Source organism: Agromyces sp. GQ35, from assembly GCF_059758475.1.
Map to the genome: position 1 here is coordinate 1,693,206 of NZ_JCAXEO010000001.1, position 23,086 is coordinate 1,716,291.

19 protein-coding genes are annotated in these 23,086 nt (G+C 69.1%); 8 read left to right on the plus strand and 11 right to left on the minus strand.

The genetic code is table 11. The features are described 5' to 3' along the window. Positions 1 to 120: 120 nt before the first annotated feature. The 6 genes from AC6CH0_RS07840 to AC6CH0_RS07865 all read right to left on the minus strand — a co-directional run bounded on the left by AC6CH0_RS07840 (position 121) and on the right by AC6CH0_RS07865 (position 7,910). Positions 121 to 1,254, minus strand: a complete 1,134-nt coding sequence (locus tag AC6CH0_RS07840; RefSeq protein WP_498099432.1) for a Gfo/Idh/MocA family protein — start codon at positions 1,252 to 1,254, stop codon at positions 121 to 123. Next, on the minus strand, positions 1,251 to 3,209 hold the full coding sequence (locus AC6CH0_RS07845) for a DUF6807 family protein (protein ID WP_498099434.1): 1,959 nt from the start codon (positions 3,207 to 3,209) through the stop codon (positions 1,251 to 1,253). The genes AC6CH0_RS07840 and AC6CH0_RS07845 overlap by 4 nt, the downstream gene beginning before the upstream one ends. A 152-nt stretch (positions 3,210 to 3,361) precedes the next feature. Continuing rightward, positions 3,362 to 4,693, minus strand: a complete 1,332-nt coding sequence (locus AC6CH0_RS07850; protein WP_498099436.1) for an ABC transporter substrate-binding protein — start codon at positions 4,691 to 4,693, stop codon at positions 3,362 to 3,364. 65 nt (positions 4,694 to 4,758) lie between these two features. Further along, positions 4,759 to 5,529, minus strand: a complete 771-nt coding sequence (locus AC6CH0_RS07855) for a carbohydrate ABC transporter permease (protein ID WP_498101072.1) — start codon at positions 5,527 to 5,529, stop codon at positions 4,759 to 4,761. 151 nt (positions 5,530 to 5,680) lie between these two features. Further along, positions 5,681 to 6,610, minus strand: coding sequence for a carbohydrate ABC transporter permease (locus tag AC6CH0_RS07860; protein WP_498099438.1), 930 nt, complete (start codon positions 6,608 to 6,610; stop codon positions 5,681 to 5,683). Positions 6,611 to 6,881: 271 nt separating this feature from the next. Further along, positions 6,882 to 7,910 (minus strand): LacI family DNA-binding transcriptional regulator, encoded by a 1,029-nt coding sequence (locus AC6CH0_RS07865; protein WP_498099440.1) that lies wholly within the window; start codon positions 7,908 to 7,910, stop codon positions 6,882 to 6,884. A 259-nt stretch (positions 7,911 to 8,169) separates the two neighbouring features. Here AC6CH0_RS07865 and AC6CH0_RS07870 point away from each other — a divergent pair, with 259 nt between their 5' ends. From AC6CH0_RS07870 to AC6CH0_RS07895, 6 genes are all read left to right on the plus strand, one after another. Then, a complete protein-coding gene (locus tag AC6CH0_RS07870; protein WP_498099442.1) occupies positions 8,170 to 9,528 on the plus strand; it encodes an ABC transporter substrate-binding protein in 1,359 nt (452 codons plus the stop codon). A gap of 112 nt (positions 9,529 to 9,640) precedes the next feature. Then, positions 9,641 to 10,609 carry a carbohydrate ABC transporter permease gene (locus AC6CH0_RS07875; RefSeq protein ID WP_498099444.1) on the plus strand — a complete coding sequence of 323 codons (969 nt, stop codon included), beginning with the start codon at positions 9,641 to 9,643 and terminating at the stop codon, positions 10,607 to 10,609. After that, the gene (locus tag AC6CH0_RS07880; protein ID WP_498099446.1) at positions 10,606 to 11,604 is read left to right on the plus strand and encodes a carbohydrate ABC transporter permease; all 999 of its coding nucleotides are present in this window, start codon (positions 10,606 to 10,608) and stop codon (positions 11,602 to 11,604) included. Before AC6CH0_RS07875 ends, AC6CH0_RS07880 begins: the two co-directional genes overlap by 4 nt. A gap of 199 nt (positions 11,605 to 11,803) precedes the next feature. After that, on the plus strand, positions 11,804 to 13,741 hold the full coding sequence (locus AC6CH0_RS07885) for an ABC transporter ATP-binding protein (RefSeq protein WP_498101074.1): 1,938 nt from the start codon (positions 11,804 to 11,806) through the stop codon (positions 13,739 to 13,741). A 173-nt stretch (positions 13,742 to 13,914) separates the two neighbouring features. Further along, complete coding sequence (locus tag AC6CH0_RS07890; RefSeq protein ID WP_498099448.1) at positions 13,915 to 15,210, plus strand: sensor histidine kinase; 1,296 nt, start codon at positions 13,915 to 13,917, stop codon at positions 15,208 to 15,210. Then, on the plus strand, positions 15,210 to 15,872 hold the full coding sequence (locus tag AC6CH0_RS07895) for a LuxR C-terminal-related transcriptional regulator (RefSeq protein ID WP_498099450.1): 663 nt from the start codon (positions 15,210 to 15,212) through the stop codon (positions 15,870 to 15,872). The genes AC6CH0_RS07890 and AC6CH0_RS07895 overlap by 1 nt, the downstream gene beginning before the upstream one ends. 50 nt (positions 15,873 to 15,922) lie before the next feature. Here AC6CH0_RS07895 and AC6CH0_RS07900 read toward each other — a convergent pair whose 3' ends face one another. Further along, on the minus strand, positions 15,923 to 16,651 hold the full coding sequence (locus AC6CH0_RS07900; RefSeq protein ID WP_498099452.1) for a DUF305 domain-containing protein: 729 nt from the start codon (positions 16,649 to 16,651) through the stop codon (positions 15,923 to 15,925). Further along, positions 16,648 to 17,331 carry a thioredoxin-like domain-containing protein gene (locus AC6CH0_RS07905; RefSeq protein ID WP_498099454.1) on the minus strand — a complete coding sequence of 228 codons (684 nt, stop codon included), beginning with the start codon at positions 17,329 to 17,331 and terminating at the stop codon, positions 16,648 to 16,650. The genes AC6CH0_RS07900 and AC6CH0_RS07905 overlap by 4 nt, the downstream gene beginning before the upstream one ends. Before the next feature lie 289 nt (positions 17,332 to 17,620). Between AC6CH0_RS07905 and AC6CH0_RS07910 the strand changes: the two genes are divergently transcribed. Further along, positions 17,621 to 18,988: a cystathionine beta-synthase gene (locus AC6CH0_RS07910; RefSeq protein ID WP_498099456.1), complete on the plus strand. Its 1,368-nt coding sequence runs from the start codon at positions 17,621 to 17,623 to the stop codon at positions 18,986 to 18,988. Between the two features lie 28 nt (positions 18,989 to 19,016). After that, positions 19,017 to 20,195: a cystathionine gamma-synthase gene (locus AC6CH0_RS07915; protein WP_498099458.1), complete on the plus strand. Its 1,179-nt coding sequence runs from the start codon at positions 19,017 to 19,019 to the stop codon at positions 20,193 to 20,195. 49 nt (positions 20,196 to 20,244) lie between these two features. On the opposite strand, the gene AC6CH0_RS07920 is transcribed toward AC6CH0_RS07915, so the two are convergent. The 3 genes from AC6CH0_RS07920 to AC6CH0_RS07930 are packed head-to-tail and all read right to left on the minus strand — an operon-like array spanning position 20,245 to position 22,995. Beyond that, positions 20,245 to 20,892: a response regulator gene (locus AC6CH0_RS07920; protein WP_498099460.1), complete on the minus strand. Its 648-nt coding sequence runs from the start codon at positions 20,890 to 20,892 to the stop codon at positions 20,245 to 20,247. Further along, positions 20,889 to 22,082, minus strand: a complete 1,194-nt coding sequence (locus AC6CH0_RS07925) for a sensor histidine kinase (RefSeq protein WP_498099462.1) — start codon at positions 22,080 to 22,082, stop codon at positions 20,889 to 20,891. The genes AC6CH0_RS07920 and AC6CH0_RS07925 overlap by 4 nt, the downstream gene beginning before the upstream one ends. Positions 22,083 to 22,089: 7 nt before the next feature. Further along, on the minus strand, positions 22,090 to 22,995 hold the full coding sequence (locus tag AC6CH0_RS07930; protein WP_498099464.1) for a hypothetical protein: 906 nt from the start codon (positions 22,993 to 22,995) through the stop codon (positions 22,090 to 22,092). Between the last annotated feature and the right edge of the window lie 91 nt (positions 22,996 to 23,086).

The window sequence follows — 23,086 nt, forward strand, 5'->3', positions numbered from 1 at the left end:
CGACACGTCATGATGCTCCGCTCGACGTCGAGACTCGCTGGTCGCCCGATCGTAGCAAGCCGACGCCGTGTGCTCGGGGATCCATCCACAGGCGGGGCGCCCCGGTGGGACCCGCGGCGTTCAGGCGGAGACCGTCCACGGCGCGGCGAGCTGCCGGAACGTGCGCCCCTCCTGCACGACGCGCCGGCTCCAGGCTTCGAGCTCGTCGACCACGAGGTGCTCGCCGTCGTCTGCTCGCCTGCGGCTGAGGTGGGCCGCGGCGATCGGCGTCGGTACGGGCCCGGTTCGTACGGCATCGAGCACGCGCATGAATGCGCCGGTCGAGGCGGCCGGAACGAGGAGGGGTGTGCCGTCGACGACGTGGTCGACCAGGTTCGCGAGGAGACCGGTGCGTGCGTGGCCGACCGTCGTCGGCACCGCGGCATCCGCCTCGAAGTGCTGCACGACATCGAGCGTGTACCAGAGCACGAGGCGGCCACGGGTGCCGTCGACGATGATGCACGGCTCGCTTCGCCGCGCAGCGGTCAGGCTCAGCGCGCAGGCGAGCCGGCGGCCATCGGCGAGGGTCACCACGAGCGAGGAGGTGTCGTCGGCTTCGATGTCGTTCGCCCGATAGAGATCGAGCTCGACGGAGTCGACCGCCGATTCGAGCTCCGCCCCCGCGACGGCGAGTCCGGTTGCGACCGCGTGGGCGAGCGGGTTCGTGACCGCACCGTCGACGACCGGGACGCCGTCGAGGGTCCGGCGCCCCGCCCACGGTGTGCGTCGCCAGTAGTCGGTCGTGCGCACCCAGGTGCCGAGGGCGCCGAACCGCACGGGCTCGCCGATGGTTCCCGCCGCGATCAGTTCTCGCATCGCGGGCACCGCTGCCGAGCCGAGGCTCTGGAACCCGATCTGCACGCCGAGGCCGGTGGCGGCGGAGGCATCGACGAGGCGGTGGAAGTCGTCGAGCGTCGGCGTCGGCGGCTTCTCGAGCAGGAGCCGTGCACCGGTGTCGAGCGCGGCGAGCGCGAGCGGGAGGTGGGTGTGCATGGGGGTTGAAAGCACGACGATGTCGAGCGCCGCCTCGGTGATCATCTGTCGTGCGTCCGAGTACACGGTCGCGCCCTGCACGTCATCGGTCGGTGCGCGGTGGTCGGCGAGGGCGACGAGCGAGGCGCGGCCTTCGCGTTCGAGGGAGCGAGCCGCGGCGACGTGGCTCGCCCCGTGGCCGTGAATGCCGGCGATGCCGATTCGCGGAAGCGTCGCCGTCAACTGCGCGGCCTTGGGTTCGGCATCGACGGGGTCGTCTCCCGGTTGGCGAGCGCCGGACGCACGTCGATGCCGTCTACGACCGCGTTGGCGTGCGTACCGAGCACCGCGGCGAGCCGCTCGAGCTCGTCGGGATCGGTGATGGCGCGGTCGATGAGCAGCGCATCGAGTCCGAGTTCGAGGGTGCCGCCCTCGGCGACCTCGACGAGCTCGTTCCAGGCGATCGCGGGCCCGATGCCGAGGTACTCGCCGACCCGGGCGAACCACGGCACGGCCGGGCGGTCTGCGGGCTGGGCGAGCAGCACCGTCACCCGACGCTCAGCGTCGGCGACCGCGAGCCAGGGCGAGTTCGAGCCGTGCGCCGTGGCCTCGCCCGTGCCGTCACGGGTGACGACGGTGGCCTCCCATCGGGGGAACCGCCAGAACACGCCTCCGTAGCCGGCGCCCTCGCGGCCGTTCGTGGCCGGGGAGCCGAAGGTGAGGGCGCCGAAGTTGGCGGTGAGGGTGCTGCGCCAGCCGAGCGTCCACGCCTCGCGCTCGCCGATGCGAGCGGCCCGGCCCGTGAGGATGCGCAGCTCGCTGAGCTGGGCGACGTCGCGTTCGTCGATCCAGGTGAGCCGCTCGACGAGCGCGTCGCCGTCGGCATCGACCGAGAGTTCGTCGCGGCGCTGCCTGCCCTGGTTCTCGAGCATGATGGAGCCGACATCCTGCACGTAGGTGCGGCCGCCCCAGTACGAGGTGCCGTTCACGTCGGGCAGGGCGACGCCGATGCCGAAGTGGTGCAGGTGATCGGTCGGATGGCTGTCGGTGACGCGTACTCCCGCGAGCGTCTCGACGGGGTGCAGGAACGGTCGTGGCGAGAGCACCGAATCGATGCTCGTGCCTTCTTCGTAGCGAGCGACGACGCGGTCGCCGATGCGCAGCACCGGACGGCCGGGGGAGAGCCAGCCGGCCGCTTCGGGCGCAGGGCCGGTGCTGCCTCGGGTTTCGAGGATGGCGCGGTACGAGAGCGGATGCGTCGCCGGCGTACCGGCCATCGCATCACGCAGACGCCGCCACGACTGCGCACCCAGTTCGACCCGCGGCACCGACATCGTCGTGAGCGCCGGCGCAGCGAACCGAGAGAGGGGGATGTCGTCGATGCCGGTGACCGAGACCTCGCCGGGCACGTCGACGCCGAGCTCGCGCAGCCGGGCGAGCAGGCCCAGGGCGACGAGGTCGTTGAACGCGATGACAGCCGTCGACCCCGAGGAGAGCACGTGTTCGGCGGCGCGGTAGCCGTCTTCGACCTGCGAGCCGCCGGCGATGTCCTGCACGTCGAGTCGGTCGTATCGTGCGATGAGTTCGGCGAGGCCGCGGCGTCGCAGGCCGTCGGAATACGCCTGCGGCGGGCCGGAGAGGTAGGCGATGCGCGAGTGGCCGAGGGCCACCAGGTGTTCGCCGAGCGTGCGCACCGCATGCTCGTAGTCGACCGAGAGCTCGGCGGCCGGGTCGCTCGCCACCGGCCGATTCACGACGACGATCGGGCCCGAGCGGGCGAGCAGCGCTTCGAGACGTTCCGCCGGCATGCGCGGCGATACGAGCACGAGGGCATCGCACCGTGATCGCGCCTCGATCGCGATCTCCTCCTCGTCAGCGACGCGCTCGGCTGTGTCGGCCACGAGCACGCGGTATCCGTCGAGCGCCGCCTCACGACTGAGTCCCTTGAGCACGCCCTGGAACATCGGGTTCTCGAGGTCGGGCACGACGAGCGCCACCGTGTTGCTGCGACCGCGTACGAGGTTGCGCGCCATCTGGCTCGGCGAGTAGTTGAGCTTCTCGACGGCGTCGCGCACCTTGGCGGAGATCGCCGGGTCGACGGTCTGGTTGCGATTCAGCACCCGCGACACCGATGCCTGCGACACGCCGGCGTACTCGGCGACCTGGGCGATCGTGACCTGCCGGGGCGGGTTCTGCACGTGGACCTCCATCGTGTGGGTGCTGGTTCGACGGTACGCCCGGTGCGGCGCGAAACCGTGCCGACGCGACGTCGGCGGAGAGTGAGCGGCTGTCGCGCAGGCAGTCGCGACAGCCGCTCGGTGACGGCCAGGAGGACCGTCGTCGGGGTGGATCAGATGGCCGCGTCGTCGAGTGCCCGCTGCAGTTCCTCGATGAAGCTCGCCGCCGCCTGCTCGGGCGTCAGCTCGCCGAACAGCACGAGTTGGGTGTGCTGGTCGATGATCGTCTCGATCATGCCGCCGCCCGGCGGGGTGGCGGGGGGCGCATCGCCGACGGCCGGGGCGAGATCGTCGAGGAAGCCGACGACCGTCTGGTTGACCTCGTCGAGCTTGGGCGTGATGTACTCGCGGATCGTCTCGTTCGCCGGAACGCCCCGCTCGGCGAGCAGCAGATCGGCCGCGTCCTCGCTGTTGGCGAGGTAATCGAGGAACAGGGCGACTTCAGCCGGATGCTCGGTCTTCGCCGAGGCGGACCAGAACATCGACGGCTTGTAGTACGGCCAGCCCTCCGGGGCATCCGATGACGACGGCACGCGAAGCGCGACGAGGTCCTGCCCGCTCGCGTCACGCAGTGCCTGCACCTGGTTCGACCACCACGGACCGAAGGCCGACTGGTTCGTGGCCGTGAACGACTCGGCCAGACCGCCCGACTCCCGCTCGATCGTCGCGGCGGGCACAGGCGTCGCCCCTGCGTCGGTCGCGTCGAGCAGCAGCTGCCACCACGAGGCGAGATCCTCTTCACTCGCGGCGACCTCGCCGTCGTCGGAGTAGAGCGAGCCGCCCTGCTGCCGCAGCCAGTTGTTCAGGCCGCCGTCTTCGAAGCCCCACGACTGGGTGCCGACGACCGTGCCGCCGCTGGCGGCGGTCACGGCCTCTGCGGTCTCGATGAAGTCGTCCCAGGTCCAGGTCTCGTCATCGGGCAGGTCGATGCCGTACTGGTCGAGGAGGTCGGCATTGGCGATGATCGTGTACGAGTTGATGCCCACGGGGACGCCGTACTGCGTGCCGTCGAGCGCCCCGGTGCCGAGCACCGCCTCGGGGAAGTCGCCGGTGTCGAGGTTCGTCGAGATGCCGCCGAGGTCGAGCAGCACGCCGTTGGCGGCGTAGGTCGAGAGCTGCTTCTCGTCCATCTGGATGATGTCGGGGATGTCGCCGGCGGCGACCGTCGTCGAGAGCTTGTCCCAGTAACCGGCCCAGTCGGTGTACTGCGGCTCGATCGTGATGTTCGGGTTCTCCTTCTCGAACGCCGCGATGAGCTCTTCGGTGATGGCGTGGCGGGTGTCGTTGCCCCACCAGGTGAACGAGAGCGTCACGGGTTCGTCGGAGAGCTCGAGCTTCTCGGGGGCCGCGGCCTCGCCGCCGCTGGCGCAGGCCGTGAGCGCGAGCATCGTCGCTGCGCCGAAGGCTGCGGCGACGCCGAGACGGCGTCGGAATGTGCCTCGCATGGTGTGATCCTTCCTGCTGGTGGTGCCGATGGTGGTGGGTGGTGCTGGTGAACCGGCGTCGCCGGTTACTTTCCTCCGGTGGTCGCGATGCCCTTGAGCAGGAAGCGCTGGCCGAAGAGGAAGATGAGGAAGATCGGGATCAGCGACACGACGCTCATCGCGAACATCTCGCCGAAGTCGGTCGCACTCTGGGCGTCTTGGAACGCGTTCAGGGCGAGGGGCACCGTGTAGAGGTCGGGCTTCGTGAGGTAGATCAGCTGGCTGAAGAAGTCGTTCCAGGTCCAGATGAAGGTGAAGATCGCGGTGGTCGCGAGGGCCGGCACCATGAGCGGCAGGATGACCTGCGCGAAGATGCGCGGATGGCCGGCACCGTCGATGCGCGCAGCCTCGTCGAGCTCGCGCGGGATGCCGCGGATGAACTGCACCATGAGGAAGATGAAGAACGCATCGGTGGCCAGCAGCTTCGGCACGATGAGCGGCAGGAACGTGTTCACCCAGCCGAGCGACGAGAACATCACGTACTGCGGCACGATGATGACGTGGATCGGCAACATGATGCTGAGCAACATGATCGCGAACCAGAACCGCTTGCCCGTGAACTCGAGCCGGGCGAAGGCGTAGGCGGCGAGGGAGCACGAGACGAGGTTGCCGACGATGCAGCCGAGCACCACGAGTCCCGAGTTCAGCAGGTAGACGTTGAACGGGTACGAGAGGGCGTTCCAGCCGTCGACGTAGTTCGAGACCTCGAAGCTGTCGAGCACGATGCCCGGTTCGCGGAAGATGAGCTCATTCGGGCGGAGCGAGCTCACGACCATCCAGATCACCGGGTAGAGCATGAGCAGGGCGCTCACGATGAGGATCGCGTGCCGGATGAGACTCGAGACGGGCTTTCGAAGCGGATGCCGCGAGCGCCGCGAATCCCGTACGCGGTCGGCGCTCGCACCGGTCACGACCGACTCGGTGAGCGGTTCGCGGGTCAAGGGGTCGTCAGTCCTGGTCATCGTAGAACACCCAATACTTGGAGGCCCAGAAGTTCAGGGCGGTGAATGCGGCGATGATCACGAGCAGGAGCCAGGCCATCGCCGAGGCGTAGCCCATGTCGAGGTTCGCGAAGCCCCGCTGGTAGAGGTAGAGCGTGTAGAAGAGCGTCGAGTCGACGGGGCCGCCGGTGCCGCCCGAGACGATGAACGCCTGGGTGAACGACTGGAATGCTCCGATGATCTGGAGGATCAGGTTGAAGAAGATGATCGGCGTCAGCATCGGCAGCGTGATGCGCCAGAACTGCTGCGATCGCGTGGCGCCGTCGACCGAAGCGGCCTCGTAGTACATGGCCGGGATCTGGCGGAGGCCGGCGAGGAAGATCACCATCGGCGAGCCGAAGGTCCAGACATTCAGGATCATCAGCGTGCCGAGCGCCGTATCGGGGTTGGAGATCCAGCCCTGGCCCTCGATGCCGAAGAAGCCGAGCACCTGGTTGATGAGCCCGTCGACGCCGAAGAGCTGACGCCAGAGGATCGCGATCGCGACGCTCGCCCCGAGCAGGGAGGGCAGGTAGAACGCCGAGCGGTAGAACGCGAGGCCGCGCAGGCCTCGGTCGAGGGCGATGGCGAGGACGAGCGCGAGACCGAGTTGCAGCGGCACCGAGATGAACACGTACTGGAAGGTGACCCAGAGCGAGGTGTGCAGGCGATCGTCTTCGAGCATGCGCGCGAAGTTGTCGATGCCGTTGAAGCGCGGCGGGCTGAGCAGGTTGTAGCGCGTGAACGAGAGGCCGAGGGAGGCGACCATCGGCCCGACGGTGACGAGCGCGAGACCGAGGAACCAGGGCGCGAGGAAGAGGTACGCCGCGCGGTTCTGCTTGCGCTGCGGCGCTGCACCGGGACCCTTGATGCGGCGCAGTTCACCGAGCGCGCTCATCGCCGACCTCGTGCCCGCGTCGCCGAAGCGCCGGCCAGTGCTGTGGTGGATGCCACGTGAAATTCTCCAGTCATCATCATTGATCACAGGGATGAGAAAGCGCTATCTCATTTGCTGGAGACGTTTCTACCGCACCAGATCAGCACCGCGCAAGCGTTTTCCGAGAATCGGTTCGCCGATCGGGCCTGAATTCAGAAAGGGCTTTCTCGGCTCGCGGACCGCACGCCGGCCCAAGCGGTGCCTCACGAGGCATCCGATCGCCCGATGCCGTTCAGCTCGATGCCAGCGCCCGCGTCGTGCTGGCCCGCACGACGAGGCGAGTCGGCAGTGGGGCTCCCGAATCGGGCAGGGGATCGGCGACCTCGGCCTCGCCGAGCAGGCGCATCACGACGTCGACGGCGAGGCGACCCTGCTCGCCCGGATACTGCTCGACCGTCGTGAGGTCGAACATCTCGGCGTACTCGTGTCCGTCGACGCCGACGATCGAGAGATCCCGCGGCACGGCGACGCCGAGCCGGTCGGCTGCACGCATGGCGCCGAAGGCCACCTCGTCGGATGCCGCGAACAGCGCCGTCGGCCGGTGGCCCGGGTGCCCGAGCAGCTGCAGGGCGGCGCGATAGCCGGCCGGCGTGCTCATCTGGGTCTCGACGATGTCGCCCGATGCCGGGGTGAGGTTCGCCGTCGTCATCGCCTCGAGGTACCCGGCCCGTCGCTGCCCCGACACGCTCGCGGGGTGGTCGCGCGCGCCCGCGCCGGCGAGGTGGGCGATGCGGGTGTGACCGAGGTGGAGCAGGTGCTCGGTGGCGAGCACGGCGACCGCTCTGTCGTCGATGCCCAATCGCGCCCCCGCGCCGCCGCTGCCACCGAGGCATACGAGCGGCTTCTCGCGGCGTTCGAGCGCATCGACCTCGTGCCGGTCGAGGTCCACGCCGACCGCGATGACGGCGTCGACCCGCTTGCGGGCGAGGAAGAAATCGAACACCCTGGCGCGTTCTGGGCCGGTCTCGGCGACGTTGTACAGCGTCAGGTCGTAGCCCGCGGCGAGGAGCGCGCGTTCGATGCCCTCGAGCACCTCGCCGAAGAACCAGCGGTTCACGAACGGAATCACGACGCCGACGTTCTTGGTGCGGCCGGTCACGAGGCTCGCCGCGTCGGGTGAGCCGATGTAGCCGATCTCCGCTGCGGCCGCTTCGACGCGCTGGCGAGTGTCGTCGGCCACGTACCCCCGCCCGCTGAGCGCCCGTGACGCTGTCGCCTTCGAGACGCCCGCGAGGCGCGCGACATCCCCGATCACCGGCATCCGCGCCTCCCTCCATCGGGCTGCTCCGATGCAGAGTGTACTGCTCGCGGCGGTCGAATGTGGAACCGTTTCCTGCCCAGTCACCCGAAGCCCGTACTCGCGCGTGTGAGCGCTCTCACCCGGGAACCGCCGATCGCGACAGGAGGTGTCCGAACCGTGACCTGCGATGACTTGTGAGGAGTCCGCCCGTGTCCTACCGTGGATGCTGGAACCGGTTCCCGGCTTCGCCTGCACCACATTCACTCAACGAGGAGATGACATGAGAATCAGACGGCATCGCCGTTGGATGGCCCCCGTGGTGGCGGCCGCGGCAGTCGGCCTCGCCCTTACGGGCTGCACGGGCGACATCGCTGATCCAGACGCAGCAGACGTCGACTGCGGGCCCTACGAGGAGTACGGCACGTTCGAAGACGCGGCGGTCACGGTCGCCGGCACGATCCTCGACCTCGAGGCCGATCGCCTCATGGAGTCGTGGGCCGACTTCGCGACCTGCACGGGCATCGAGGTCGACTATCAGGGCTCGAGCGAGTTCGAGGCGCAGATCGCGGTGCTCGCCGAGGGCGGCAACGCGCCCGACGTCGGCATCGTGCCGCAGCCCGGCCTGCTCGCCAGGCTCGCGACCGGAGGCTGGCTGATCCCCGCATCCGAGGCCGTCGAGGCCAACGTCGACGAATGGTGGTCGGAAGACTGGAAGCAGTACGGCACCCACGACGGCACGTTCTACGCTGCACCGCTCATGGCCAGCATCAAGGGCTACGTGTGGTACTCGCCGGCCGAGTTCGAAGAGAAGGGGTACGAGATCCCCAAGACCCTCGATGAGCTCACCGAACTCTCGGAAACGATCGCGGCCGAGGGCGAGCACAAGCCCTGGTGCGTCGGCCTCGAGTCCGGTGACGCGACCGGCTGGCCCGGTACCGACTGGGTCGAGGACTACATGCTTCGCCTGCACGGCCCCGACGTCTACGACCAGTGGGTGACCCATGGCATTCCGTTCAACGATCCGCAGGTCGCCGAGGCGTTCGACGCCGTCGGAGAGGTGCTGAAGAGCGAAGACATGGTGAACGGCGGCATCGGAAACGTCTCGACGCAGGTCACCGAGGCGTTCCAGACCGCAGGTCTGCCGATCCTCGACGGCGAGTGCTCGCTGCACCACCAGGCCTCGTTCTACGAGACCTTCTGGAACCCCGAGGGCGGCGACGAGGTCACGGTCGCCTCCGACGGTGACGTGTTCGGCTTCCTCCTCCCGCCCGTCAACGCCGATGACCCGCTGTCGGTCACCGGTGGTGGCGAGTTCCCCGTCGCGTTCCGCGACGCCGAAGAGGTCGAGGCGTTCCGCGCCTACCTGTCGAGCGACACCTGGGCGAACAACAGGGTGAGCCTCGGCGGTGTCATCAGCGCCAACACGGGCGTCGATCCCGAGAACGCGTCGAGTGAGCTGCTGACGCAGTCGATCGAGATCCTCCAAGATCCCGAGACGACGTTCCGCTTCGACGGATCCGACCTGATGCCGGGCGCCGTCGGCGCCGATTCCTTCTGGAAGGGCATCGTGGCCTGGGTCACCGGCGGCGAGACCGCGCAGGTGCTCGACACCATCGAGTCGAGCTGGCCCGCGCAGTAGCGCTGCACGCGCAGATACGGGCATGATCGAGGGGCGGGGCATGACAGCCCCGCCCCTCGTCACCCCACTTCAACGAAGACTCCAGTTTCAGTGAAGAACCTCGGGAGGCACGATGACCACGGCCGATCTGCTCGGCAAGCTGCTCCAGGTGGTGATGGGGCTCGCCGTATTCGCGGCGGTCGTCGGCCTCCTCATCTTCTTCATCGACAAGGCCCCCAAGAAGGGCCGTGACTACTGGCAGCTCACCTTCTTCCTGCTCCCGGCGATGCTCTTCATCGTCGTCGGGCTGGTGTACCCCGCCATCCGCACCAGCCTCCTCGCCTTCCAAGACGCCAGCGGCGACTGGACACTCGACAACTTCGTCTGGACCTTCACCCAGCCGGCCGCGATCCGCACCTTGATCAACACGGTCATCTGGGTACTCCTGGTACCGACCATCTCGACGGCGATCGGGCTCGCCTATGCCGTGTTCATCGACAAGTCTCGCGGCGAACGGTATTACAAGGTCATCCTGTTCATGCCGATCGCGATCTCGTTCGTCGGTGCCGGCGTGATCTGGCGGTTCGTGTACGAGTACCGCGGGGGCGATCGCGACCAGATCGGCCTGCTGAACGCGATGGTGGTCGCCGCGGGCGGTGAACCGGTGCAGTGGCTGCAGACCGACCCGATCAACACCTTCCTGCTGATCGTCGTCATGATCTGGATCCAGACGGGCTTCGCCATGGTGCTGTTGAGCGCGGCCATCAAGGGCGTGCCGACCGAGCAGATCGAGGCGGCGCAGCTCGACGGCACCAACGGCTGGCAGCGGTTCATGAACGTGACGGTCCCCGGCATCCGTGGCGCTCTCGTCGTGGTGCTCACCACCATCTCGATCGCGACGCTGAAGGTCTTCGACATCGTCCGCACGATGACCGCCGGCAACTTCAACACGAGCGTCATCGCCAACGAGATGTACACCCAGGCGTTCCGCGCGAGCGAAGTCGGGCGAGGCTCCGCGCTCGCGCTGATCCTGTTCGTGCTGGTCCTCCCGATCGTGATCTACAACGTCAATGTGCTCCGCAAGCAGAGGGAGATCCGATGAGCAGCGTCGCCCCCGCCGACCTTCCCGTCGGCAAGAACCTCGGCTCGATCGAGTCGGCGGAGCTCGCCGAATCCGCAGACCACGGCACGAAAACGGCGCGGGTCAAGAAGCGATTGACGTCGCGCACCGCCACGGTCATCGCGCTCATCATCGCCGTGGTCTGGACCATCCCCACATTCGGGCTGCTGGTCTCGTCGTTCCGCCCGGCCGAGCTCATCCGCGAGACCGGCTGGTGGACGATCTTCCAGAACCCGGGCTTCACGCTCGACAACTACCGCGACGTGCTGCTCTCGACGTCGTCGTCGTCGCCCCAGCTCGGTGCATACATCGTGAACTCGATCGCGATCGCCGTGCTGGCCACGCTGATCCCGCTCGTGTTCGCGTCGATGGCGGCGTACGCCTTCGCGTGGATCAGGTTCAAGTGGGTCAACTGGCTCTTCATCTTCGTGTTCGCGCTGCAGATCATCCCGCTGCAGATGGCGCTCGTGCCGCTGCTCCAGATCTTCTCGACGTGGCTGCGCCCGATGCAGGCCTGGCTGCACGACGTGGTCCCGATCATCCCCGAGCAGAACTACCTGCCGCTGTGGCTCGCGCACTCGATGTTCGCCCTGCCTCTCGCGATCTTCCTGCTGCACAACTTCATCTCCGAGATTCCGGGAGACGTCATCGAGGCGGCCCGAGTCGACGGCGCCACCCACGGGCAGATCTTCTTCCGCATCGTGCTGCCGCTCGCGACCCCGGCGCTCGCTTCGTTCGCGATCTTCCAGTTCATCTGGGTGTGGAACGACCTGCTCGTCGCTCTCATCTTCTCGGGCGGTACCCAAGACGTCGCGCCGCTCACCCAGCGATTGGCGGAGATGGTCGGTACGAGAGGTCAGGACTGGCAACGGCTCACCGCGGCGGCGTTCATCTCGATCGTCATCCCGCTCGCCGTCTTCTTCGGCCTGCAGCGCTACTTCGTGCGCGGGCTGCTGGCCGGGTCCACGAAGGGGTAGCGGGGCACGCCGACTCGTCGAGTACGGGCAGGGGGCGACGGATGCCGCGGGCAGCAGCCTGCGGCATCCGTCGTGCCGCGCCGCCCCGCCGTTCGCCGTCCCGCCGCCCCGCCGTCCCAGGGCGGGGCACGGCCCCGCATCGCCGCGGGCGAACACCGGCGGCCGTGGCGGGGGCGCGGCATAGGGTGAACCCATGAGCATGCATGGGGGAGCGCCGCGTGGCGGCGGCACTGCCGGCGGCGGGCGCGGCGGCGGCGCGGGAGGTGCCGGCGGTGGCTCGCGCCGGGTGTTCTCAGCCGACGAAGCGGCCCAGCGCGCGGCCAACGCCGAGGCGCCGCGAGTGCCGCACCTGCTGCGCCGCATCTCCGAGCTGTTCGCTCCGCACAAGGCCGCGCTCATCACCACGGTCGTGCTCGTGCTCATCGGTGCGGCGCTCGCCATCATCCCGCCACTGCTGACCCAGCGCGCCTTCGATGACGGGCTGTTCCCGGTGGACGCGAGCGGCGAGGTCTCCGGACCGAACCTGCCGGTGCTCATGTGGCTCGTCATCGCGATGATCGCCGTGTACATCGTCTCGGCCCTGCTCGGCGTGTGGCAGACGTGGCTCACCGCCACGATCGGCAACAAGGTGATGGGCGCCCTGCGCGTGCGACTCTTCACGCACCTGCAGGCGATGGAGCTGAGCTTCTTCACGCGCACGAAGACGGGCGTCATCCAGTCGCGGCTGCAGAACGACGTCGGCGGCGTCGCGGGCGTGCTCACCAACACCGTCTCGAGCGTGCTCGGCAATACCGTCACGGTGATCTCGGCGTTCATCGCGATGCTCATCCTCAACTGGCAGCTGACGATCATCGCCCTCGTGCTGATGCCGTTCATGGTCATCGCCCAGCGCAGGGTCGGCCAGGTGCGGGCGCGCATCGCGGGCAAGACGCAGGAGTCGCTGTCGGAGATGACGGCGATCACGCAGGAGACGCTGAGCGTCTCGGGCATCCTGCTCTCGAAGAGCTTCACCCGGCAGAAGAGTGAGATCGAGCGCTACGCCGACGAGAACCAGAACCAGATCGAGCTGCAGGTCAGGCAGCAGATGACCGGTCAGTGGTTCTTCGCGATGGTCAACATCTTCATGTCGTCGATTCCCGCGATCGTGTACCTGGTCGCGGGCTGGCTCGTCACGGGCGGCGTCGCGGATGTCACGGCGGGCACGATCGTCGCATTCACGACCGTGCAGGCGCGCCTGCTGTTCCCGCTCATGGGGCTCATGCGGGTCGCCCTCGACCTGCAGACCTCGAGCGCCCTGTTCGCGCGCATCTTCGAGTACCTCGACTTGAAGCCGGCGATCACCGACCGGCCCGACGCTCGCGCGGTGCCGTCGGGGCCGGCGCTCGGCCGGGTCGAGTTCGACGAGGTCTCGTTCCGCTACCCCGACGCCGACGACGACTCGCGGCCGACGCTCGACGCGGTGAGCTTCACGATCGAGCCCGGGCAGTTCGCTGCGTTCGTCGGGCCGTCGGGAGCCGGCAAGACGACGGTGTCCTACCTCGTGCCCCGGTTGTACGAGGCATCCGCCGGCGCCGTGCGCTTCGCGGGCGTCGACGTGCGCGATCTCGACCAGGAGTCGCTGATCTCGCACATCGGCATCGTCAGTCAGGAGACGTACCTCTTCCACGCCACGATCGGCGAGAACCTGCGGTACGCGAGGCCGGATGCCTCCGACGCAGAACTCGAGGCCGCGGCGCGTGCCGCGAACATCCACGAGACCATCGCCTCGTTCCCCGATGGCTACGACACGGTCGTGGGTGAACGCGGCTACCGACTCTCGGGCGGCGAGAAGCAGCGCATCGCGATCGCGCGCGTGCTGCTGAAGGACCCCGCGGTGCTCGTGCTCGACGAAGCGACGAGCGCGCTCGACACGATCTCGGAGCGGGTGGTGCAGCAGGCACTCGACGACGCCGCGCGCGGTCGCACGACGATCGCCATCGCGCACCGGCTCTCGACCGTGGTCGCCGCCGACGTGATCTTCGTGGTCGTCGCCGGACGCATCGTCGAACAGGGCACGCACGCCGAGCTCGTCGGCGCCGAGGGCGTGTACGCCTCGCTCTACCGCCAGCAGGAGGAACGGCCAGTGCTCGAGAACTGAGGAATCCGGCCCGCTCCTTGCGCCGCGCACGATCAGGATCGGCACTCGACTTCGGGGGGCCAGCCCTCCCCACCGTCGGGACAGCCCCCTGCCCGGGCGGTGCATCGATCGCAAATATGGTTGGAGACGTGGCCACCGCCCGTCGCGACCTCCTCTCGATTGGATTCACTGAGATGTCAAGCACGTCGACCGCGCACAGCCGGTCCGGCCCGGGCCTCATGACGGCCTTCTTCGCACGCCGAACCTGGCGAGAGTTCGCGTTCATCTGGACGGCGCTGCCCACCGCGATGCTCGAGCTCACCTACCTGTCGTTCGCGTTCCTGCTCGGTCTGCTGGCCGCCCTCAGCTACGTCGGCATCTCGATCGCCGAAACCTTCGCGGAGGGGTCGCGACGCATCGGAATGTTGTCGATCCGGCTCGCGCGTCGCCTGCTCGGACTCGAGATCGCCGATCCGCCGTCGGGCGCCGCGCTGGCAGCCGACGCCGATTGGGCCGAGCGGATGCGCGGTCTGGCCACGCGGCGGACCATCGGCTTCCCCCTGCTGCACCTTCCGCTCGCGGTGCTCAGCTGGGCGGGTTCGACGATCGTGCTCGTGGTCGGGCTCACGCTCTCGACGGAATGGGTCGTGGAGAGCATCCGCCCCGGCAGCGTGCAGGTCGTCGGCTACGTCGCCGATACCCCGCTCATGCACGGCGTCTTCACCATCGCCGGGCTCGTGATCCTCTTCTTCGTGTGGCCCGCGGTCAATCGCCGCCTCGCCGGCTTCCACGGCAACGTGATCGCGAACATGCTGGGACGCACCGCTGCCGAGGAGCGCATCATCGAGCTCACGCGTTCACGTCGTGCCGCCGTGACCGATGCCGACGCCACGCTGCGCCGTATCGAGCGCGACCTGCACGACGGCACCCAGGCCCGGCTCATCGGGCTCGCCATGTCGCTTGGCGACGCCCATGAGCGGCTCGCGCGCGGCGACGACCCCGAGACCGTCGTCGCCCTCGTCGAGTCGGCGCGCGCCGCCACCACCTCGACGCTCGCGGAACTGCGCGACCTGGCCAAGGGCATTCACCCGCCGGTGCTCGATGCCGGTCTCGAAGCCGCGCTCGCCTCTGTTGCCGCAGGCTCACCGCTTCCTGTCGAGATCGACTGCCGAATCCAGGGCAGGCCGTCTGCCGTGATCGAGACGATCGCCTACTTCAGCGTGCTCGAGCTGCTCGGCAACATCGTGAAGCACTCGGGCGCAGGCAGGGCCGATGTCGCCGTGGTGCAGCGTGGGGAGCGACTCATCGTCACGGTCGCCGATGCCGGTCGCGGCGGCGCCCACCTGGCCTTCCGCGGCGAGTCCGGTTCCGGCACGGGGCTCGCGGGATTGAGCGGGCGGGCCCGCTCCGTCGACGGAACGCTCACGATCGAGAGCCCCGTCGGCGGACCGACCCGCGTGACGATCGACCTGCCCATGGTGGTCGCCTGATGCGTGTCGCCGTCGCCGAGGACTCCGCGATCATCCGCGACGGACTCGTGGCCCTGCTCGAGGGTCGCGGGATCGAGGTGACCGGGGCCGTCGGCGACGGCGACAGCCTCATCGCGCTGGTTCGCGCTGACCCGCCGGATGTCGTCATCTCCGACATCCGGATGCCGCCCGGCCACAGCGACGAGGGGCTGCGTGCCGCCCTCCGGATCAAGCGTGAGCGCCCGGCGACGGGTGTGCTGCTGTTCTCGCAGTATGCAGAGACCCGGTACGCCCGCACCCTGCTCGACGCGAGCGGCGAGGGCGTGGGGTACCTGCTCAAGGACCGGGTCGCGGATGTCTCGACCTTCATCGAGTCGGTGCGCCAGGTCGCCGCGGGCCACGTGGTGCTCGATCCCGAGGTCGTGACCTCGCTCCTCGGGCGGCGGCGCGCGGCGGGGCCCCTCGCCGGGCTCACCGAGCGCGAACTCGACATCCTGCGGCTCATGGCCGAGGGCCGGTCCAACTCGGCGATCGCCGTCGCGCTGTTCCTCTCACCCGGCACGGTCGAGAAGCACATCACGGCGATCTTCGGCAAGCTCTCGTTGCCGGCGACATCCGACGATCACCGCCGCGTGCTCGCGGTGCTGCGCTATCTCGCGGCCGGGCAGTCCTCGGCCGAGTGAGCTGACGCCGTCAGCTGCCGTCAGCTGCCGTCAGCTGCCGTCAGCTGCCGTCAGCTGCGCTCGGCGAGCATCTCGGTCATGAGCGCGATCTCCGAGGTCTGGCTGTCGACGATGGATCGCGCGAGGGCGACCACGACGTCGTTCGACGAACGGTCGAGCACCGCGTCTGCCATGTCGACCGCACCCTGGTGGTGCGCGATCATCAGCTCGAGGAACCGACGTTCGGCCTCGACGCCGGAGAGCGAGCGCAGCTCCTCGACCTGCGCGGGCGTGGCGAGACCGGGCATGGGAGCACCGGGGAGATGCGCGGTGTCGTCGTCGCCGACGGACGCATCGTCGGTGTGGGCGCCGTGCCCGGCGGCGCCGTCGACCGAGGGTCGCGTCATCCACGTCATCGACGGCTCGCTGCCGGCCTGCGAGAGGCCCCACTCCGAGAGCCAGCCGTACATCTGGCCGGCCTGCTGGGCCTGCGTCGTGGCGATGTCGTAGCCGAGCAGGCGCACTTCGGGGTCGTCGGTCGCGTCGCGAACGATCATCGCGAGCTCGACGCCCTGCAGATGGTGCACCTGCATGTCGCGGGCGAAACCCGCTTCGGCGCTCGTATCGGCGGGCGTGGGGTCGGCGAGCGTCGAGAGACGACCGATCGAGAACGCCGCGATCGCGACGACGACGAGGGCGACGGATGCCACGACGATGACGGCCACTCGACCGCCACGACGACGCACGGGGTCGGCGCCGCCGTCACCGCGCGACGCGTCGGACTCGGGGTTCGAGGTCACGTCACCTTGCCGGGGGCGTCGTAGGCTCCCGTGCACATGGCGCCCGGCTCTGGCACGTTCTGGCTCTTCCAGTACTCCTCGAAGAACGCCGGGATGCGCTCGTCGTCGGCATCGTCGACGGCGAGCTGGGTGTTCCAGCCGCTCAGCACGATCGGCGAGGGCAGGTCTTCGAAGGGGGAGAGCACGACGTACGTCGAGGGGAGGTGCTTCTTCAGCGCCTCGAGTTCGGCGGCCTGGAGCTCGGGGTCGTACGTCACCCAGATCGCGCCGTGCTCGAGCGAGTGCACGGCGTTCTCGTTGGGCACGGGCTGCTCGTAGACGCCGCAGTTCAGCCACATCTGGTTGTGCTCGCCACCGGCGGGCGGGGTCTGCGCGTAGTCGACGACGCCCTCGACGTGGCCCGCGGCGTTGTCGAAGGTCTCGACGCCCTCGATCTCGGTTCCGTCGCCGCCCGCGCTGTACGAGACCGCCTGCGGGGTGAGCACGATGGCCGCGACGATGAGCCCGACCACCGCGACGCCGCCGACCACGGCCGACCAGATGCCGATGCGCCGGTTGCGCTTGGCTCGCGCCTCGCGCTTCTTGAACTCGGCGAGCTTGCGTTCGCGCTCGGCGGCACGTTGCGCCTTCACGGTCAGCTGCTTCTTCACGGCGGGGGGAACGGGTGGGGTCGCGCTCACGCGGGGGCCTCTCGATCGGGGACGTCAGTCCAATACGAACGCATGCGGCTGGGAGAATGCCGGGTCGCGACATCCGCTCGCCCGTCGCCCGGTGTTCGCCGACTTCCGCAGGGCGACGGGGGCTCGTGCGAACGCTCGCCGACGGCTGCGAGGTGCGCAGTAGGATGGCCACGTGATCCTCGCGCTGTGTTGTCGTCGCCGCTGACGTCGACCGACCCAGGCATGCCCGATCGTTCGCCGCTCTCGTCCGCCCACGAAGCGGGCCGAGCCGACCAGCTAGGACACCAGCATGAAGTACGCAGAAACCATCGTCGACCTCGTCGGCAACACTCCGCTCGTGAAGCTGCACCACGTCACCGAGGGTGTGACGCAGGCCACGGTGCTCGTGAAGCTCGAGTACCTGAACCCGGGCGGCTCCTCGAAAGACCGCATCGCCGGGCGCATCATCGATGCGGCCGAGCGTGAGGGCAAGCTCAAGCCGGGCGGCACGATCGTCGAGCCGACCTCGGGCAACACCGGTGTCGGCCTCGCGCTCGTGGCACAGCAGCGCGGCTACAAGTGCATCTTCGTCTGCCCCGACAAGGTGGGCGAAGACAAGCGCAACGTGCTCACGGCCTACGGTGCCGAGGTCGTCGTGACGCCGACCGCGGTCGCGCCCGACAGCCCCGAGTCGTACTACGGCGTCTCCGACCGGCTCGCCCGCGAGATCCCGGGTGCGTTCAAGCCCGACCAGTACTCCAACCCCAACGGACCCCGCTCGCACTACGAGACCACCGGCCCCGAGATCTGGCGCGATACCGAGGGCAAGGTCACGCACTTCGTCGCGGGCGTCGGCACTGGTGGCACGATCACCGGCACCGGGCGCTATCTGCGTGAGGTGTCCGAAGATCGGGTGCGCATCATCGGCGCCGACCCCGAAGGCTCGGTCTACTCGGGCGGCACCGGCCGGCCGTACCTCGTCGAAGGCGTCGGCGAAGACTTCTGGCCGACGGCCTACGACCCCGCGGTGCCGCACGAGATCATCGCCGTCTCCGACGCCGAGTCCATCGCCATGACGAGACGCCTCGCCCGCGAAGAGGGCATCCTCGTCGGCGGTTCGAGCGGCATGGCCGTCGTCGCGGCGCTCTCGGCCGCAGCATCCGCCGGCCCCGATGACGTGATCGTCGTGCTGCTGCCCGACGGCGGCCGCGGGTACCTCGGCAAGATCTTCAACGACAAGTGGTTGCGCGCCTACGGCTTCTCGAACGCCCCCGCCGGTCACACCATCGCCGAGTTGCTCGCGGCGAAAGCCGACCGTACCGAGCCGCTCGTCTCCGTGCGCCCGAACGACACCGTGCGCGAAGCGATCGACCTCATGACCGAGACCGGAGTCTCGCAGCTGCTCGTGCTCTCCGCCGAGCCGCCGGTGGTGCTCGGCGAGGTGCTCGGCGCGCTCCACGAAGAGGCGCTGCTCGACCTCGTCTTCTCGGGGCAGGCGAAGCTCACCGACAAGGTCTCGAGTGTCGTGGGCGAGCCACTGCCGCTCATCGGGGTCAACGAGCCCGTGGCATCCGCTCGCTCGGCGTTCTCGTCAACCCCCGCGATGCTCGTGACCGACGGGGGCAAGGCCCTCGGCGTCATCACCCGCACCGACCTGCTCAGCTACCTCTCGCACTGAGCTGCGACCACCGAAGGCGATCATCACCATGCACGACAACGCACGCTTCGACACCCGCGCGATCCACGCGGGCCAGGAGTTCGACCCGACCACAGGCGCGGTCATCCCGCCGATCTACGCGACCTCGACCTACGTGCAAGACGGCATCGGCGGCCTCCGCGGCGGCTACGAGTACTCGCGGGGCGGCAACCCCACCCGCACGGCACTCGAGACGCAGCTCGCCGCGCTCGAGGGCGGGGCGACCGGGCTGTCCTTCGCCTCGGGCCTCGCGGCCGAAGACGCCCTGCTGCGCACGCTGCTCGCGCCGGGCGATCACGTCGTCGTCGGCAACGACGTGTACGGCGGCACCCACCGGCTCATCCGTCGCGTGCACGGCGCGTGGGGCGTGCGGCACACGACCGTCGACACGAGCGACCTCGACACGGTGCGCGGGGCGATCGAGCCCGGCACGAAGGTGCTGTGGGTCGAGACCCCGTCGAACCCCCTGATGAAGATCTCGGATGTCGCGGCGCTCGCCGAGCTCGGCCGGTCGGCGGGCCTGCTCGTGGTGGTCGACAACACGTTCGCCTCGCCGGCGCTGCAGCAGCCGCTCGCGCTCGGCGCCGACGTCGTCGTGCACTCCACGACGAAGTACCTCGGCGGCCACTCCGATGTCATCGGCGGCGCCCTCGTCTTCGCCGCCGACAGCGGCGACGGTCGTACCGAGCTCGCCGACCTCGCCGAGCGCGTGACGTTCACCCAGTTCGCTGCGGGCGCGGTCTCTGGCCCGTTCGACGCGTTCCTCACATCTCGGGGCATCAAGACGCTCGGCGTGCGCATGGAGCGGCACAGCTCGAACGCCCTCGCCATCGCGCGTCGCCTCGAGGAGCACGCCGGCATCGAGCGGGTCTACTATCCCGGGCTCGAGTCGCACCCCGGCCACGAGCTGGCCGCCCGGCAGATGTCGGGCTTCGGCGGCATGCTCTCGATCGCGCTCGCCGGAGGCGGGCCGGCCGCGCGCCGCTTCGCCGAGTCGACGCAGCTCTTCCAGCTGGCCGAATCGCTCGGTGGCGTCGAGTCACTCGTCAACTACCCCTCGGAGATGACGCACGCCTCGGTGAAGGGCACCGAGGCGGAGGTGCCCGAGTCGGTCGTGCGCCTCTCGGTCGGCATCGAAGACGTCGACGACCTGCTCGCCGACATCGACGGCGCGCTGGCGCGGCTCTAGACCGCGCTCCGCGAGCGGCGGTCCACAGTGCCCCGCGGACGTGCGCGCGTCAGCGGACGAGACCGTTGCGGTACGCCCAGATGACGATCTGCACGCGATCGCGGAGCTGGAGCTTGGCGAGGATCCGGCCCACGTGCGTCTTCACCGTGGCTTCGGCGAGAAAGACCGTGCTCGCGATCTCGGAATTGCCGAGTCCCTGCGCGACGAGACGCGCGATCTCGAGTTCGCGTTCGGTGAGCGCCGACTCGGCAGCGATACGCAGCCCGGGATCGGGAACCACGGGGAGCATCAGCTCGATCAACCGGCCGGTGGTCGACGGAGAGAGCACGGCGTCGCCCCGATGGACGACTCGGATCGCGGCTGCGAGTTCCTCGACGGAAGCGTCCTTCAGCAGGAATCCGGATGCACCGGCGCGCAGCGCTGCGAAGACGTACTCGTCGGCGTCGAACGTCGTGAGCACGAGCACTCGGGTGTCGGGGTGCTGATCGAGGATGACGCGGGTGGCGTCGATGCCGTCGAGCTGCGGCATCCGGATGTCCATCAGCACGACGTCGGGAGTGGAGCGTGCCGCTTCGCGAACGGCGGCGACGCCGTTCGCGGCCTCGCCGACGACCTCCATGTCGGGCTGCGCGCCGACACTCGCCACGGCGCCGGCCCGCACGAGGTCCTGATCGTCGACGATGAGCACTCGGATCATGCCTGGTGCTCCTGGTCCTGCTCCTGGTCCTGGTGCTCCTGGTGCAGGGCGGTCGTCGCGGTCACCGTGAACCGACCGTCGCCGGGGTCGCCGACGGTGACGGTGCCGCCGACGGCCCGCAATCGCTCGCTCATGCCCTTCAGTCCCATTCCGGGCTCGATCGTATCGACGTCCGGTCGCACCTGGATCCCGTCGTTCACCACGGTCACCGTCAAGCGGTCGCCGCCCCACCGCACCTCGAGGTCGACGGTGGCGTCGGGGCGCGCATGCTTCGCCACGTTCGTGAGCGCCTCCTGCACGAATCGGTAGATCGCCAGCTGTACGGCGTTGCCGATCGGCATCGGTACGCCCACCGTCGTGTGCCGCACCTGCCGGCCGAGCGAACGCGCCTGCTCGACCAGCTCGGGCAGGTCTGCGAGTGCGGGCTGCGGTCGTGCCGGGGCATCGTCGTCGCGGATCATCCGGAGCAGGCCCCGGATCTCGCGCAGCGAGTCGCGGGCGGTCTGCTCGATCGTCGTGAGCGCCGTCGCGGCCTGCGACTCGTTGAACCGGGCCACCCGGGCCTGCCCGACGACGACGGAGAGTGAATGGGCGAGGAGGTCGTGCATGTCTCGGGCGATGCGGGCGCGTTCTTCCGCAGCGGCGAGCGCCTCGCGCTGCATCACATCTCGGCGCTCGCTCTCTGCTCGCTCCTCGGCGAGGTGGGTCGCGTGCAGCTGGGCCCGGCGAAGGGATCCGAGCGTCCACGAGCATGCGAGCACGGCCGTGAAGAGGAGGAACAGCAGCCACGGAGCGGGACCGAAGCCCGAGTCGGCGACGCTCGCGTCGGCGGCGTATCGGCCGGCGGCAACGGCGGAACCGACGAGTCCCACTGCGAGCGCGAGCCATCGCACGCCGTAGGCCGCAGCGGCGTAGATCACCATCGGGAACACGAGCGTCGACGGCAGCACGAAGAAGAGACCGGTCACGGCCACCTCGCCGGCAACGGCCGAGGCGATGACGAGCAACGCGGCCGACGGCCGGGCCCGTCGCCAGAGGAAGGCGGTGTGCGCCACGATCGCGAGCGCCGTGGCGACCAGGGCGGCGTTTCCGGGGAGCGACGAGAACGCGACCACCACGGTCAGCGGGAGGAGCGCGATCGCCGCGACGGCGGCGATCACCGCATCCGCTCGAGTGGGTCTCGTCGTCATCTGGCCTTCATCCGGTGGTCCTCGCCGTGGTCCGCTCCAGAGCCCGCTCGTCGTGCGGCGTGTGTCCATCGACGAAGCGGAGCGTGGCCACGAGCACACACAGTCCGAGCATGAGCCATGTGCCGTAGACGCACAACACCATCACCGTCGTGTCGCGGTCTGCGAACTCGACCCGGCCGGTGGCGACACCCGTCGCCTGTGCGATCAACCCGAAGACCATGAGGAACCCCATGCTGAGCAGGGCCATCGAAGCGACCCAGCCGCCCACGATGAGCAGCCGCGCGGGCACGGGCGCCGTCCGGATCGAGGTGAGGAGCAGCACGAGGCCGAGGGCGGCCGCGAAGGTGAGCAGCTCGAGCACGGGGAACGAGGCAAGGTCGGCCGGCGTTCGGTCCGAGGCATCCTGCACCCACCACACGAGCTTCAGCAGCGGGTATGGAATCGCGAATGCGACCGCGGACCAGACCAGCAGGCGCCTCGTCGTCGGCGAGGCGCCGGCGGCGTTGCCCACGCGCAGCCGCCATGCCCACGCGACGGTGATGAGCGCCGCGATCACGTTCGCCCCCCTGGCGAACGCTCCCGGCCAGTCGACGGTCGCGAAATCGCCGGCGGGAATCCCGGTCGCCCAGAAGAATCCGCGGAACCCGTCGAGGATCACACCGCCCGAGGCGCCGAAGAAGAACACCGCCGCGGCCCATCCGAGTACGCCTGCGGCACGACGGCTGCGTAGGGAGCGCGACGCCGCGAGCGAGGCGAGCAGCAGGGCGAGGGCGATGCAGGTGATCCAGTGCGGCGGGAAGATCAGCGCGTAGTCTTCGGTCGGGCCGATGAGGAGCGCGACGGTCGAGGCGAGCATGGCGAGCGTTCCTGCGCCGAGCGTGGCGATGAGCGTGGCGCGTGAGTTCGAGGTCATGTCTCCAGCGTCGCGGGATGCCGCAGACGGGCGCATCCACCGCGGGTCGCGCTCGATCGAGACCTCGGTATCGCGCGTCCTTCGCAGCGTT

Bases quoted from the DNA above. Each gene is read 5' to 3' on its own strand.
- AC6CH0_RS07885 (WP_498101074.1), top strand. From the start codon at position 11,804: ATGCATGGGGGAGCGCCGCGTGGCGGCGGCACTGCCGGCGGCGGGCGC.
- AC6CH0_RS07850 (WP_498099436.1), bottom strand. From the start codon at position 4,693: ATGCGAGGCACATTCCGACGCCGTCTCGGCGTCGCCGCAGCCTTCGGC.
- AC6CH0_RS07930 (WP_498099464.1), bottom strand. From the start codon at position 22,995: ATGACCTCGAACTCACGCGCCACGCTCATCGCCACGCTCGGCGCAGGA.
- AC6CH0_RS07915 (WP_498099458.1), top strand. From the start codon at position 19,017: ATGCACGACAACGCACGCTTCGACACCCGCGCGATCCACGCGGGCCAG.
- AC6CH0_RS07880 (WP_498099446.1), top strand. From the start codon at position 10,606: ATGAGCAGCGTCGCCCCCGCCGACCTTCCCGTCGGCAAGAACCTCGGC.
- AC6CH0_RS07875 (WP_498099444.1), top strand. From the start codon at position 9,641: ATGACCACGGCCGATCTGCTCGGCAAGCTGCTCCAGGTGGTGATGGGG.
- AC6CH0_RS07860 (WP_498099438.1), bottom strand. From the start codon at position 6,610: ATGAGCGCGCTCGGTGAACTGCGCCGCATCAAGGGTCCCGGTGCAGCG.
- AC6CH0_RS07895 (WP_498099450.1), top strand. From the start codon at position 15,210: ATGCGTGTCGCCGTCGCCGAGGACTCCGCGATCATCCGCGACGGACTC.
- AC6CH0_RS07855 (WP_498101072.1), bottom strand. From the start codon at position 5,529: ATGCTCTACCCGGTGATCTGGATGGTCGTGAGCTCGCTCCGCCCGAAT.
- AC6CH0_RS07910 (WP_498099456.1), top strand. From the start codon at position 17,621: ATGAAGTACGCAGAAACCATCGTCGACCTCGTCGGCAACACTCCGCTC.
- AC6CH0_RS07870 (WP_498099442.1), top strand. From the start codon at position 8,170: ATGAGAATCAGACGGCATCGCCGTTGGATGGCCCCCGTGGTGGCGGCC.
- AC6CH0_RS07865 (WP_498099440.1), bottom strand. From the start codon at position 7,910: ATGCCGGTGATCGGGGATGTCGCGCGCCTCGCGGGCGTCTCGAAGGCG.
- AC6CH0_RS07925 (WP_498099462.1), bottom strand. From the start codon at position 22,082: ATGACGACGAGACCCACTCGAGCGGATGCGGTGATCGCCGCCGTCGCG.
- AC6CH0_RS07890 (WP_498099448.1), top strand. From the start codon at position 13,915: ATGTCAAGCACGTCGACCGCGCACAGCCGGTCCGGCCCGGGCCTCATG.
- AC6CH0_RS07920 (WP_498099460.1), bottom strand. From the start codon at position 20,892: ATGATCCGAGTGCTCATCGTCGACGATCAGGACCTCGTGCGGGCCGGC.